Origin of the sequence: Enterobacter sp. Bisph1 (genome assembly GCF_000814905.1) — a bacterium.
In the GTDB taxonomy this organism is placed as follows: Bacteria; Pseudomonadota; Gammaproteobacteria; order Enterobacterales; family Enterobacteriaceae; genus Kosakonia.
The window spans coordinates 52,779-66,455 of record NZ_JXAG01000034.1 but is presented as its reverse complement, the minus strand read 5'-3'; the positions used below and the strand labels follow the sequence as shown (position 1 = coordinate 66,455).

Sequence of the window (13,677 nt, the reverse complement as noted above, 5' to 3'; positions counted from 1 at the left end):
AGTCTTCATATACTCAAACAAGGGTGACGCATCCGTCACGAGCAATACAAGAGAAACAGGGGGCAAGGGATGTTGCTTAAAAAATCGTATGGTCGTCGAATGTCGGCGCTGAGTTTGTGCCTGGCATTTGCATTCGCTCCACTGTTTAGTGTGCAAGCTGATGAGCCAGAAATCGTACCGGTAGATAGCTCGGCGACGCCGGGTGACCAGCCGACTGTGCTGGCGCAGCCGCAGGAACAATCTCCTGCGACGGCAATGTTAATTGGGGTAAAACCTTTCCCGTCCGGTGTCTCGGTCGCCGACGAGCGGGCAAAATTACAGGCGCTGTTACCGGCCAGCTGGACGCCGGTGTATATGGATCAGCTGGCTGCGCTGTATGCGGCGCGCGGCGAAAAAGCCATGTGGGATAACCGCGAAGCGGTACAGGCGTTTCAGCAGCAGCTGGCGGAAGTGGCGATGGCCGGATTCCAGCCGCAGTTTACCGCCTGGGTTGAGTTATTAACCGATCCTGCCGTTTCCGGCGAGGCGCGGGATGTGGTGTTGTCTGACGCCATGCTGGGCTATTTGCAGTTTGTCTCCGCCATTCAGGTGAAAGGGCAGCGCTGGCTCTACAGCGCCAAACCTTACGCCCCATCAACACCCGCTATTTCGGTGATTAACCAGTGGCAACTGGCGCTGGATAACGGTACTTTGCCTGCTTTTATCACCAGTCTTGCGCCACATCATCCGCAGTATGCTGCTATGCATCAGTCGCTGTTAGCGTTGGTGGCAGATGCGCGTCCGTGGCCGCAAATCAGCAGTACGGTAACGCTTCGTCCGGGACAATGGAGCAATGATATTCCGGCGCTGCGTGAGATCCTGCAGCGTACCGGTATGCTTGATGGCGGGCCGGATATCGTGTTGCCCGGCGATAATGTTGCCGTTAGCCCTTCCGCTCAGCCCGGCAAAAAAGCGCAGCAGAAACGTGCGGCCTATGATCAGAAACTGGTAGAGGCGGTAAAACGCTTCCAGACCTGGCAGGGGTTACATGCTGATGGCGTGATTGGTCAGGGTACCCGCGACTGGCTGAACGTTAGCCCGGCGCAGCGTGCCGGATTGCTGGCGCTGAATATTCAGCGTTTGCGCCTGCTGCCGAACGCCCTTTCAACGGGCATTATGGTAAATATTCCCGAGTATTCCCTGGTCTATTACCTCAACGGCAGCAAGGTGCTGGCATCGCGCGTGATTGTGGGTCGCCCGGATCGTAAAACGCCGATGATGAGCAGCGCGTTGAATAACGTGGTGGTTAACCCGCCGTGGAACGTACCGCCGACGCTGGCGCAAAAAGATATTCTGCCCAAGCTATGGAACGATCCGGCTTACCTTGAACGCCATGGTTATACCGTTATCCGCGGCTGGAACAGTAAAGAGGCGATTGATCCCTCAATGGTAGACTGGGCGACGATTACGCCGACGAATCTGCCTTTCCGTTTCCAGCAGGCACCGGGGGCGCAGAATTCGCTGGGGCGCTATAAGTTCAATATGCCGAGCTCGGACGCCATCTATCTCCATGACACGCCGAACCATAACCTGTTTCAGAAAGAGGCGCGGGCATTAAGTTCTGGCTGCGTGCGGGTCAACAAAGCGTCAGAGCTGGCGAATATGCTGTTGCAGGATGCGGGATGGAACGATACGCGGATTTCCGATGCGCTAAAACAGGGCGATACGCGCTATGTCAATATTCGTCAGAATATCCCGGTCAACCTCTACTATCTGACCGCCTTTATCGGTGCCGACGGGCGTGCGCAGTATCGTACAGATATTTACAATTATGATCTGACGGCGCGATCGGCTGCACAAATCCTGGCGAAAATTGAACAATTAATCCGATAAATGAAGCAGTTTGCTGCAGCGTGTTGTCGTAATAACGGGTAAAAAATGGGCTCTGCAGGTGAATGAGCCCATTTTATCCGCGGGCTGGCAGCCTTGACGCGGCCTCTGTGGCCCGGTAAGGTGCCACTCGTGCGCTAAAAGTGCATAAATTATGTTCAACATTGCTTCTTTGTAGACTTAATATCATGGATAAATTTGACGCTAATCGCCGCAAATTGTTGGCCCTGGGTGGCGTTGCGCTCGGCGCAGCTATGTTACCCACGCCAGCTTTTGCCACTCTTTCCACGCCGCGGCCGCGTATTTTGACGCTAAGTAATCTTAATACCGGCGAATCCATTAAAGCTGAGTTCTTCGATGGCCGGGGCTATATTCAGGATGAATTAGCAAAACTTAATCATTTCTTCCGTGATTATCGTGCGAACAAGATTAAAACCATCGACCCACGTTTGTTCGATCATCTGTTTCGTTTGCAAGGATTGCTGGGAACACGCAAACCTGTGCAACTGATCTCCGGTTACCGCTCTCTCGACACTAACAATGAACTGCGCGCCCATAGCCGCGGAGTGGCGAAACAGAGCTATCACACCAAAGGTCAGGCCATGGATTTCCATATTGAAGGGATTTCACTGAGCAATATTCGCAAAGCTGCGTTATCTCTGCGCGCGGGTGGTGTAGGATATTACCCCAGCAGCAACTTTGTGCATATTGATACCGGGCCGATAAGGCACTGGTAAAACTCAGGCAGAGCTACAGGAGCAGTATGAACTATCGTATTATTCCGGTTACCGCTTTCTCCCAGAATTGTTCCCTTATCTGGTGTGAGCAGACCCAACTTGCCGCCGTGGTCGATCCCGGTGGTGACGCTAAAAGAATTATTCAGGAAGTGGATGATTCTGGCGTAACGCTGACGCAAATCCTGCTTACCCATGGTCACCTTGATCATGTTGGTGCGGCCGACGAACTGGCGCAGCATTATGGCGTGCCGATTATCGGCCCGGAAAAACAAGATGAGTTCTGGCTGCAAGGCTTACCGGCGCAAAGCCGTATGTTTGGCCTTGATGAGTGCCAACCGCTGACGCCGGACCGTTGGCTAAACGAAGGCGACAGCGTAACGGTAGGTAAAATTACGCTGCAGATACTGCACTGTCCTGGCCATACGCCGGGCCATATTGTCTTTTTCGACGCACCATCGCGGCTGCTGATCTCCGGCGATGTGATTTTTAAAGGCGGCGTCGGGCGCAGTGATTTTCCGCAAGGCAATCATGCGCAGCTGATTGATTCAATCAAACACAAATTGCTGCCGCTGGGCGACGATGTCACTTTTCTGCCAGGGCATGGACCGATGTCGACGCTGGGGCATGAGCGATTGCATAATCCCTTCCTGCAGGACGAATTGCCGGTCTGGTAAAAGACAAAAGGGTCGCTTCGGCGACCCTTTGTGTTACTGCCGTTGCTTACAGTACGGCAACGATCGCTTCGCACAGCGGAGACATATTGTCCGGCGTCATGCCCGCGACGTTAATGCGTCCTGAAGCCACCGCGTAGATACCAAACTCTTCACGCAGACGCAGCACCTGCTCTTTCGTCAGGCCGCTGAATGAGAACATCCCGTTCTGCTTAGTGATAAAGTTGAAATCGCGGTTTGCCCCTTTCTCCTGCAGCGTATTAACGAACAGCAGGCGCATACGCTGAATGCGTTGGCGCATATCTGTCAGTTCCTGCTCCCAGATGGCGCGCAGCGCGTCATTGCTGAGGATTGTGGCGACCACCGAAGCGCCATGGGCCGGCGGGTTAGAGTAGTTGGCGCGAATCACCGCTTTCATCTGGCTGAAGGCGCGATCGGCGCTTTCAGCGTCGGCGCAGACCAGCGTACAGGCGCCCACGCGCTCATTGTACAGGCCAAAGTTCTTCGAGAACGAACTGGCAACCAGCAGCTCTTTGTGCAGCGCGACAAACGCGCGCAGCCCTTCGGCATCTTCTTCGAGGCCGCGCGCAAAGCCCTGATAAGCGAAATCGAACAGCGGCAGCCAGCCTTTCTCAACGGAGAGCTTCGCCAGCGTCTCCCACTGTTCCAGCGTCGGATCGATACCTGTCGGGTTATGGCAGCATCCGTGGAACAACACCACATCACCAGCCTGCGCATTGCTCAGGCTGGTCAACATGCCATCAAAATCCAGCGCATGGTTTTGCGCGTCGTAATAAGCGTATTCACACACTTCCAGACCGGCGGAGTTAAACACGCCTTTATGGTTCGGCCAGCTTGGATTGCTTACCCAGACACGTTTTACCGCGGTGTTTTTTGCGAGGAAATCCGCCGCGACGCGCAGCCCACCGGTACCGCCAGGGGTTTGTGCGGTGCGCGCACGTTTGTCATTGATAATCGCGCTGCCTTTGCCAAATAGCAGTTCCTGAGTGCAACGGGCGAACTCAGGAATGCCGTCAATACCGAGGTAGTTTTTGGTCGCTTCATTCTCCAGCAGATAAAGCTCCGCTTTTTTCACACTGGTCAGCACCGGGGTCTTGCCGGTTTCATCTTTGTAGACACCGATACCGAGGTTGATTTTATTTGGACGTTCATCGGCGCGAAACAGATCGGCCAGGCCCAGAATGGGATCGGCAGGGGCAGCGGTTATATTCTCAAACATGACGAGGTTCCATTTTGATGACAGAAGGGAGATCCGTTATCAGGTTAACGGGTGACACGAGAATTGCCAACCGTTTGCGAAAAAAAGGACGAAGCTTTTCAAAAGGCATCGTTTTTTATCCCGCAGCCATAAAAAAACAGGGCCAAAGGCCCTGTTCGATATGCATATAACAGTCGGGGGTGACTGATTAGAACTGGTAAGTCAGGCCAACAGCCGCCTGGTCATCGGTACCGATGCCGTAAGTTTTCGCGCTGTAATCATTCTGATCCAGCATGTTAAAGCGGTAGTCGAAGAACACGTTCATGTTTTTGTTGAAGTAGTAAGTCACACCAGCCTGAACATATTTAGCCAGGTCAGCTGTGTTTTCAGCACCGTTCAGGTTTTTGCCTTTGCTCTGTACATAGGAAATTGCCGGGCGCAGACCAAAGTCGAACTGGTACTGGGCAACGATTTCAAAGTTCTGGGTTTTGTTAGCTGCTTCCCAGTAGTCAGGTACTGTATCGCCTGGCGCAGTAGCAGCCTTGAGAGCAGCCTGACCAGCGGCACTGTTAACGATGGTCATATTACGCGTTTCAGAGTAAACGGCAGCCAGGTAGATGCTATTGGCATCATATTTAGCACCAACAGCCCATGCTTCAGCACGATCACCGTTACCATCTGCTTCCTGAGCGGAGGTACGTTTGGAGTTGCTATAGGCAGCAGAAGCACCAAAGCCTGCGCCAAAATCATAGGCTAAAGAATAGCCAACACCGTCGCCGTTTTGGGCTGGGCGGCTGTGGCTGGACTGGTTTTTGCCCTGGTACTGAACAGCAAAAGCAAGACCATCAACCAGACCGAAGAAATCAGTATTGCGATAAGTCAGAACGCCGGTAGCACGGCTGGTCAGATAGTTATCGGTGTAAGCACCGCCCCAGGTTTCGCCGGAGAAGTACGGGGCCATATCTGTATAAGACTCAACGTCATAGACAACACCGTAGTTACGGCCATAGTCCAGAGAGCCTGCGTTAGCGACTTTCAAACCAGCAAATGCCAGACGGGTGTTACCCGCTGCTTGCTCGCCTTCAGCTTTGCTGGCATTAGTACGGTATTCCCATTGACCGTAACCAGTCAGATCGCTATTGACCTGAGTTTCGCCTTTAAAGCCAATCTGGCCGTAAGTAGCATCGCTGTTAGAGCTACCTTCACCAGTTGTGGTGAATACGTGGCGACCTACTGCTTTACCGTACAGATCAACTTTGTTGCCGTCTTTGTTATAGATTTCTGCAGCGTTTGCTGCACTGGCCGCCAGCAGAGCAGGGATAACCACTGCCAGAATATTGCGCTTCATCATTATTTATTACCCTCATTGGTTTTTATGAACACCTGCCACTGCCGCCAATATTTTCCGTCAATAAAAATTTACGGAACTATTGATGAGAGTTTGGTGTCTTTCTGTGTCTGAGAGGCATCTTTCCAAACATAAGATCGTTTCGCTAGCCGGAAAGTGCTACAAATGTCGTAAAGAGGTAACAAAAAGAAATATTGTGTAAGAAAATATGTATTTCAGGGAACTTTGTGAACCACCTCAAACTTCCACACTCACTGCTGATAAAACAAGCACATTCATTATTAATTATATGAATTACTTATACTTTATTAAGCTAACGGCTTTTCTTATCGCCCAAACCTCCTGGCGATGAATTTTCTTATATCTACATTTAGCCGTCCAGATAGCTGTGCTAAATTAAGCCAAATGTGCTAATTAACCGGTCGAAATATTTCGCAATAAGTCAAAGGAGTGATTTTGTGAAGAACCATTTCGTGGGTAAAAAAGCGCAAAGAAAAGTAATGTGGCCGCGCTTCGCTTAAGCGCTGTTAACGAAAATGAACAGGTGGGAAGTACGGTGAAAAAAAGCCAGCGTCACCGCTGGCTTTACTGTTTTTAGAATGTCGCGTTGCGCGGGGTTCGTGGGAACGGGATCACGTCACGTACGTTCTGTACGCCGGTGACGTAAGCAATCAGGCGTTCAAAACCCAGCCCGAAACCGGCGTGCGGAACGGTGCCGTAACGACGCAGATCGCGATACCACCAGTAATCTTCTTTATTAAGCCCCATCTCCGCCATACGCGCATCCAGCACGTCCAGACGCTCTTCACGCTGCGAACCACCGATAATTTCACCGATGCCCGGCGCCAGCACGTCCATTGCCGCCACGGTTTTACCGTCGTCGTTAAGGCGCATATAGAACGCTTTGATCTCTTTCGGATAGTTTTTCACTACCACCGGTGCTTTAAAGTGTTTCTCAGCGAGGTAACGTTCATGCTCAGAGGCCAAATCAACGCCCCAGTACACCGGGTTTTCGAACTTCTCGCCGCATTTTTCTAAAATAGCGACCGCATCGGTGTAATCCACCTGCGCGAAGTCGGCAGAGATAAAACGCTCCAGCCGGCCAATGGCATCTTTATCCACGCGCTCTGCGAAGAATTGCAGATCGTCCAGGCGCTCTTCCAGCACCGCTTTAAAGGCATATTTCAGCATCGCTTCGGCCAGGCGGGCGTTATCGTCGAGATTGGCAAAAGCCATTTCCGGCTCCAGCATCCAGAACTCTGCCAGATGGCGGCTGGTGTTGGAGTTTTCGGCGCGGAAGGTCGGGCCAAAGGTATAGACTTTCGACAGCGCACAGGCATAGGTTTCGGCGTTGAGCTGGCCGGAAACCGTCAGGAAAGCCTCTTTACCAAAGAAGTCTTTGTCGTAATCAACTTTGCCTTCCGCGGTGCGCGGCAGGTTTTCCATATCCAGCGTCGAGACGCGGAACATTTCGCCCGCGCCTTCGGTATCCGAGGCGGTGATCAGCGGCGAAGAGACCCAGAAGAAGCCCTGCTCATCAAAGAAACGGTGCAGCGCCTGCGCCAGCGTATGGCGTACGCGCGCCACCGCGCCAATCAGGTTGGTGCGCGGGCGCAGGTGCGCAACTTCACGCAGGTACTCGATGCTGTGACGTTTTGCCGCCATTGGGTAGGTATCAGGATCTTCAACCCAGCCGGTGACTTCAACAGAGGTGGCCTGAATCTCAAGGCTCTGGCCTTCGCCAGGCGATGCGACCACTTTACCGGTTACCACTACGGAGCAGCCGGTGGTCAGGCGCAGAACGTCCTGATTGTAATTGGGCAGAGAATTATTAATAACGGCCTGTACAGGATTAAAGCAGGAGCCGTCATAAACGGCGAGGAAGGAGATACCAGCTTTAGAATCTCGGCGGGTGCGCACCCATCCACGAACGGTGACTTCACTGTCAACGGCAACGCGGCTATGGAATACGTCGGCTACAGGCACAACGCTCATAATATTCTCTCTGTTAATAGTCGGAAAAAATAAATACTTGTCCGCCTGATAAGGCGGGATATCTATGTTACCTGGCGTTCGCCATCAGACAAGCAGAATTCGCAAGAACCCTTAATAAATTATTGGTAAAAAGAAGGGAGCCCGCAGGCTCCCGGTGATTAACTGGCTTTTTTGACCTGCGGAAGGTCAAAGGCTTCGCGTAGCGCGCGCACAAATGCTTTGTCGTGGCAGATGGTTTTTCCGGGACTATCGGATAATTTCGCTACCGGCTTTCCGTTACACTCAACCAGCTTGATAACGATATTCAGCGGCTTCACGCCGGGGATATCGCAGGTCAGGCGCGTGCCGATACCAAAGCCCAGCTTGACGCGATCGGCAAAGTGGCAGTAAAGATCCAGCGCCTTATCCAGATTGAGATTGTCAGAGAACACCAGCGTCCTGGTCAGGGGATCGATACCGAGTTTTTGATAGTGGGCAATCGCTTTTTCACCCCATTCCACCGGATCCCCCGAGTCATGACGCAAGCCCTGATAGCGCGTGGCAAACTCCGGGCCGAAGTCGCGCAGAAACGCATCCATGGTAATACAGTCGGTTAAGGCGATGCCTAACCGATCCGGATATTCATCGAGCCAGGCGGCGAGCGCCGCGCGCTGGCTGGTGGCCAAATCGGGACTTATCTGCTGGTGCGCCTGAAACCACTCATGGGCCTGGGTGCCTACCGGCGTCAGCGACAAACGGCGGGCCAGATCATAATTGCTGGTGCCGATAAACCACGACTCTTGCTGCAGTCGTTCAACGATTGCCTGCTGTACATCGCGGGAGAAACGGCGACGGGTACCAAAATCCATCAAACGGAAACCGGACATATCCACCTGCGCGGTGCGGGTAGCGAAATCCGCCAGTTTCGTTTCCAGATGCAGCAGAGCCTGTTCGACGCCCATCTGTGGCGAACGGCAGCGGTGTACCACTTCACTGATCACCGCCAGCAGCGGCACTTCCCACATGATCACTTCGCGCCACGGACCGGAGAGGCTGATATTCAGCTTACCGTTATCGTTGCTGACGGTGACCTGCCGCGGGTCGTAACGGAAATTACGCAGCCAGTTCAGGTAATCAGTTTGAAAGAAGGGGAGGCCAGACAGCCAATGAAACTCGTCATCTTGCAGACGCAACGACTGCATAGCATCGACGTGTTCGCGGATCGCATCGGCGTAAATACCGAGGAGATCGTCACCGCGACAGCGGAATTCGGCCGTGACGTGCACATCATAATAGTGATGGAACACCGCTTGCTGCATGTGCAGCTTGTAGGCATCGGTATCCAGCAGCGTTTGCAGACCAGAGAAAGCGAGTTGAGACATGGTGCGCAATAGCATCCTCTCACAGGAGCGTTTAGTACAATAAACAAAGCAGGTAGTCGCTGGAGTATACCTTGTTTACCCGGTTATTGAACCCCGATCACATCATAAGCCGCTTTTCGGGTCGATGGCATTTTGTGCCCCCTGTTATAAAAATGTAGCAGACAGAGCTTTTCTCTCTGAAAAGATAAAGATTCTGCGTGGCGCGTTTGCGGCAACCGGAATAGACTGGAGTCGTAACCAACAGAAGATGCTAAAGGTTTTTTATGACACAACAGCCACAAGCCAAATACCGCCACGATTACCGTGCGCCGGACTACCTGATTAGCGATATTGACTTGACCTTTGATCTTGACGCCGACAAAACCGTCGTCACCGCGCTGAGCACAGTGTCACGCCATAGCGCCTCTGCTGCGCCGTTGCGCCTGGACGGCGGCGAACTGACTCTGATCTCCCTGCACGTTAACGATCAACCCTGGACAAATTATAAAGAAGAGGGCTCACAGCTGGTCATTGATGGCTTGCCGGAGCGTTTTACGCTGCGCATTGTCAATGAGATAAGCCCGGCGGCGAATACCGCGCTGGAAGGCCTTTATCAGTCTGGCGAAGCGCTATGTACCCAATGTGAAGCGGAAGGTTTCCGTCATATTACCTGGTATCTTGACCGTCCCGACGTGCTGGCGCGTTTTACCACTAAGCTGATTGCTGATAAGACCCGCTATCCTTTCCTGCTCTCCAACGGTAACCGCGTTGCTCAGGGCGAACTGGAAAATGGCCGTCACTGGGTGCAGTGGCAGGATCCTTTCCCGAAACCTTGCTACCTGTTTGCGCTGGTCGCCGGGGATTTCGACGTGCTGCGTGATACCTTCACCACCCGCTCCGGGCGTGAAGTGGCGCTGGAGCTGTATGTCGATCGCGGTAACCTCGATCGTGCGCCATGGGCGATGACCTCGCTGAAAAACTCGATGAAATGGGACGAACAGCGTTTCGGCCTCGAGTACGATCTCGACATCTATATGATTGTCGCCGTCGACTTCTTTAATATGGGGGCGATGGAAAATAAAGGGTTAAACATTTTTAACTCGAAATACGTCCTCGCCCGCACCGATACCGCGACGGATAAAGACTACCTCGATATTGAGCGCGTGATTGGTCACGAATATTTCCATAACTGGACCGGTAACCGCGTCACCTGCCGCGACTGGTTCCAGCTCAGCCTGAAAGAAGGGTTGACGGTGTTCCGCGATCAGGAGTTCAGTTCTGACCTCGGTTCCCGCGCGGTAAACCGCATCAGTAACGTGCGCACCATGCGCGGCATGCAGTTTGCGGAAGACGCCAGCCCGATGGCGCACCCGATCCGCCCGGATAAAGTTATTGAGATGAATAACTTCTACACCTTAACGGTGTATGAAAAGGGCGCGGAAGTGATTCGCATGCTGCATACGTTGCTGGGCGAAGAGAATTTCCAGAAAGGGATGCAGCTCTACTTTGAGCGTCATGACGGCAGCGCGGCCACCTGCGATGATTTCGTGCAGGCGATGGAAGATGCCTCAAACGTCGATTTGTCGCAGTTCCGCCGCTGGTACAGCCAGGCCGGTACGCCGGTGGTGACGGTGCATGATGATTACAACCCGAACACTGAACAATATACCCTGACCATCAGCCAGCGCACGCCGCCGACTGCCGAGCAGCATGACAAACTGCCGCTGCACATTCCGTTCGATATCGAATTGTACGATAACGAAGGCAAAGTGATCCCGCTGCAAAAAGAGGGGCATCCGGTCCATCACGTGCTGAATGTCACTCAGGCCGAGCAGACCTTTATCTTTGATAACGTCTACTTCCAGCCGGTGCCGTCGCTGCTGCGTGAATTCTCTGCGCCGGTGAAGCTGGAATATAAATGGAGCGATCAGCAGCTGACGTTCCTGATGCGCCATGCCAGCAATGATTTCTCCCGCTGGGATGCGGCGCAAAGCCTGCTGGCGACGCACATTAAACTGAATGTCGCGCGCTCCCAGCAGGGCCAGGCATTGTCGCTGCCGCTACATGTCGCCGATGCGTTTCGCGCCATCTTGCTTGATGAGACGATTGATCCGGCGCTGGCGGCGGAGATCCTCACGCTGCCGTCGGCCAATGAGATTGCCGAGCTGTTTGAAACCATCGATCCCCTCGCTATTGCGTCCGTACGTGACGCGCTGACGCGTACGCTGGCGACCGAACTCGCCGATGAGTGCCTCGCGGTGTATAACGCCAATAAACTCGACAGCTATCGTGTAGAGCATGCGGATATCGGTAAGCGTTCCTTGCGCAACACCTGCCTGCGCTATCTGGCGTTTGGCGATGCGCAGCTGGCCGACAAGCTGGTAAGTCAGCAGTATCATCAAGCGGATAATATGACCGATGCGCTGGCGGCGCTTTCGGCGGCGGTTGCCGCACAGCTGCCGTGCCGGGATGCGCTGATGCAGGAATATGATGACAAATGGCATCATGACGGTCTGGTAATGGATAAATGGTTTATCCTGCAGGCCACTAGCCCGGCAGAAGATGTGCTGCAGACGGTGCGCGGCTTGCTGAACCATCGCTCCTTCACCCTGAGCAACCCGAACCGCATTCGTTCCCTGATTGGCGCGTTCGCCAGCAGCAATCCGGCGGCGTTCCATGCGCTGGACGGCAGCGGTTATCAGTTCCTGGCGGAAATGCTGACGGAGCTGAACAGCCGTAACCCGCAGGTAGCATCGCGCCTGATTGAGCCGCTGATCCGCCTGAAACGCTATGACGCAAAACGTCAGGAGATGATGCGCGCGGCGCTGGAGCAGTTGAAAGCGTTGCCGAACCTCTCCGGCGATCTGTACGAGAAAGTCAGCAAAGCGCTGGCGTAACACTAAACGGGCGCGTAATGCGCCCGTTTAGCACTATCAAGCGTGGCGAGTCTGGGCTAACGGCAGCGTTTCCGACTCGCCGCGCTTCATCACCCGGTTCAGTACTTCCTCTTCCAGTTCCGCCAGGCGCACAGAGCCCAGACGGCGCGGGCGGGGCAGATCGACGGTCAAATCCAGCCCGATTTTCCCTTCTTCTATTAACAGCACGCGATCGGCCATCGCTACCGCCTCGCTGACATCGTGCGTTACCAGCACCACGGTGAAGCCGTGCTGTTGCCATAGCTGGGTAATTAATACCTGCATCTCCAGCCGGGTGAGGGCATCCAGCGCGCCCAGCGGTTCATCAAGCAACAATAGCCCCGGCTGATGAACCAGCGCCCGCGCCAGCGCGACCCGCTGTTTTTGCCCACCGGACAATGCGGCGGGCCATTCATTGGCCCGCTGTTCTAGGCCAACTGCGCACAGCGCCGCAAGTGCCGCCTCCCGCCAACGGCCTTTTAGTCCTAAACCGACGTTATCGATCACCGATTTCCATGGCAGCAGGCGCGCATCCTGAAACATCATTCGTGTATCGTGCTGAATATTGGCCAGCGGGGTACTGCCTGCCAGCAACGCCCCGGCATTCGGCTTTTCCAGCCCGGCCAGCAGGCGCAGCAGGGTGCTTTTGCCTCCCCCGCTGCGGCCAACGACGGCAACAAACTGCCCGGCAGCAATATGCAGATCCAAATCGCTCAGTACGCTGTTCTCGCCATAGCGCTTGCTGACACTATTTAAAACCAGCGGGATCCCCTGATTAAGTCGTGCAGTGTTCATGCGCTTGCCTCCTTTTGATGATAAGCCGGATGCCAGCGCAGCCACAGCCGCTCCAGCAGTTGCGCGCTGATATCGGCCAGTTTACCGAGCAGGGCATAGAGAATGATGGCTACCACTACCACATCGGTTTGCAGGAATTCACGCGCATTCATCGCCAGGTAGCCAATGCCGGCGTTTGCCGAAATAGTTTCCGCCACAATCAGCGTTAGCCACATCAGGCCGAGGGCGAAGCGCACGCCGACCATAATTGACGGCAGTGCGCCGGGCAGGATCACATGGGCAAACAGTGCAAACCCGGATAAACCATAGCTGCGCGCCATCTCCAGCAACCCACGATCGATATTACGAATACCGTGCCAAGTATTGATATAAATCGGAAACAGGGTACCCAGCGCCACGAGGAATATTTTTGCGCTCTCATCAATACCAAACCACAGAATCACCAACGGAATTAGCGCCAGATGAGGAATGTTGCGCAGCATTTGAATCGACGTATCCAGCAGCCGCTCTCCCCAGCGCGACAGGCCGCTAATCAGCCCGAGCGTCAGGCCAATCGTGCCGCCGATGGAAAAACCAATCGCCGCGCGCCAGGAGCTGATCGCCAGATGCTGCCATAATTCACCGCTGGCGCTCAGGGTCCAGAAGGCTTTTACCACCCCTTCGGGGGAGGGAAGAATACGTGTTGACAATAACCCGGTTGCCGAGGCGATTTGCCACACCACCACGATCGCCGCCGGCAGCAGCCAGGGCGCAATGCGCTGGAGCCATTTTTTTTCTGCAGCCATCGT

10 protein-coding genes are annotated in these 13,677 nt (G+C 54.1%); 4 read left to right on the top strand and 6 right to left on the bottom strand.

Annotated elements, in window-relative coordinates; genetic code table 11:
- Window positions 1-69 precede the first annotated feature (69 nt).
- From ldtD to RW65_RS08745, 3 genes are all read left to right on the top strand, one after another.
- Entirely contained in the window at window positions 70-1,872 is a 1,803-nt protein-coding gene (gene ldtD / locus RW65_RS08755) for a L,D-transpeptidase (protein WP_039056341.1), read from the top strand.
- Between the two features lie 185 nt (window positions 1,873-2,057).
- Window positions 2,058-2,606, top strand: a complete 549-nt coding sequence (mepK, locus tag RW65_RS08750) for a peptidoglycan L,D-endopeptidase MepK (protein ID WP_039056340.1) — start codon at window positions 2,058-2,060, stop codon at window positions 2,604-2,606.
- 26 nt (window positions 2,607-2,632) lie between these two features.
- Complete coding sequence (locus tag RW65_RS08745) at window positions 2,633-3,280, top strand: MBL fold metallo-hydrolase (RefSeq protein ID WP_039056339.1); 648 nt, start codon at window positions 2,633-2,635, stop codon at window positions 3,278-3,280.
- A 46-nt stretch (window positions 3,281-3,326) separates the two neighbouring features.
- On the opposite strand, the gene RW65_RS08740 is transcribed toward RW65_RS08745, so the two are convergent.
- The 4 genes from RW65_RS08740 to pncB all read right to left on the bottom strand — a co-directional run bounded on the left by RW65_RS08740 (window position 3,327) and on the right by pncB (window position 9,200).
- On the bottom strand, window positions 3,327-4,517 hold the full coding sequence (locus RW65_RS08740) for an amino acid aminotransferase (RefSeq protein ID WP_039056338.1): 1,191 nt from the start codon (window positions 4,515-4,517) through the stop codon (window positions 3,327-3,329).
- A 187-nt stretch (window positions 4,518-4,704) separates the two neighbouring features.
- Complete coding sequence (locus tag RW65_RS08735; protein WP_039056337.1) at window positions 4,705-5,847, bottom strand: porin; 1,143 nt, start codon at window positions 5,845-5,847, stop codon at window positions 4,705-4,707.
- A 591-nt stretch (window positions 5,848-6,438) separates the two neighbouring features.
- Window positions 6,439-7,839, bottom strand: coding sequence for an asparagine--tRNA ligase (asnS, locus tag RW65_RS08730; RefSeq protein ID WP_039056336.1), 1,401 nt, complete (start codon window positions 7,837-7,839; stop codon window positions 6,439-6,441).
- 158 nt (window positions 7,840-7,997) lie between these two features.
- Window positions 7,998-9,200: a nicotinate phosphoribosyltransferase gene (gene pncB / locus RW65_RS08725; protein ID WP_039056335.1), complete on the bottom strand. Its 1,203-nt coding sequence runs from the start codon at window positions 9,198-9,200 to the stop codon at window positions 7,998-8,000.
- Window positions 9,201-9,463: 263 nt separating this feature from the next.
- Here pncB and pepN point away from each other — a divergent pair, with 263 nt between their 5' ends.
- On the top strand, window positions 9,464-12,076 hold the full coding sequence (gene pepN / locus RW65_RS08720) for an aminopeptidase N (protein WP_039056334.1): 2,613 nt from the start codon (window positions 9,464-9,466) through the stop codon (window positions 12,074-12,076).
- Between the two features lie 36 nt (window positions 12,077-12,112).
- Here the strand turns inward: pepN and ssuB are convergent, their stop codons facing one another.
- Together ssuB and ssuC are read right to left on the bottom strand one after the other, a co-directional pair.
- Window positions 12,113-12,889 (bottom strand): aliphatic sulfonates ABC transporter ATP-binding protein, encoded by a 777-nt coding sequence (gene ssuB, locus RW65_RS08715; RefSeq protein ID WP_039056333.1) that lies wholly within the window; start codon window positions 12,887-12,889, stop codon window positions 12,113-12,115.
- Window positions 12,886-13,674 (bottom strand): aliphatic sulfonate ABC transporter permease SsuC, encoded by a 789-nt coding sequence (gene ssuC / locus RW65_RS08710; protein ID WP_039056332.1) that lies wholly within the window; start codon window positions 13,672-13,674, stop codon window positions 12,886-12,888. Before ssuC ends, ssuB begins: the two co-directional genes overlap by 4 nt.
- Window positions 13,675-13,677 lie beyond the last annotated feature (3 nt).

Bases quoted from the DNA above. Each gene is read 5' to 3' on its own strand.
- ldtD (WP_039056341.1), top strand. From the start codon at position 70: ATGTTGCTTAAAAAATCGTATGGTCGTCGAATGTCGGCGCTGAGTTTG.
- mepK (WP_039056340.1), top strand. From the start codon at position 2,058: ATGGATAAATTTGACGCTAATCGCCGCAAATTGTTGGCCCTGGGTGGC.
- RW65_RS08745 (WP_039056339.1), top strand. From the start codon at position 2,633: ATGAACTATCGTATTATTCCGGTTACCGCTTTCTCCCAGAATTGTTCC.
- RW65_RS08740 (WP_039056338.1), bottom strand. From the start codon at position 4,517: ATGTTTGAGAATATAACCGCTGCCCCTGCCGATCCCATTCTGGGCCTG.
- RW65_RS08735 (WP_039056337.1), bottom strand. From the start codon at position 5,847: ATGATGAAGCGCAATATTCTGGCAGTGGTTATCCCTGCTCTGCTGGCG.
- asnS (WP_039056336.1), bottom strand. From the start codon at position 7,839: ATGAGCGTTGTGCCTGTAGCCGACGTATTCCATAGCCGCGTTGCCGTT.
- pncB (WP_039056335.1), bottom strand. From the start codon at position 9,200: ATGTCTCAACTCGCTTTCTCTGGTCTGCAAACGCTGCTGGATACCGAT.
- pepN (WP_039056334.1), top strand. From the start codon at position 9,464: ATGACACAACAGCCACAAGCCAAATACCGCCACGATTACCGTGCGCCG.
- ssuB (WP_039056333.1), bottom strand. From the start codon at position 12,889: ATGAACACTGCACGACTTAATCAGGGGATCCCGCTGGTTTTAAATAGT.
- ssuC (WP_039056332.1), bottom strand. From the start codon at position 13,674: ATGGCTGCAGAAAAAAAATGGCTCCAGCGCATTGCGCCCTGGCTGCTG.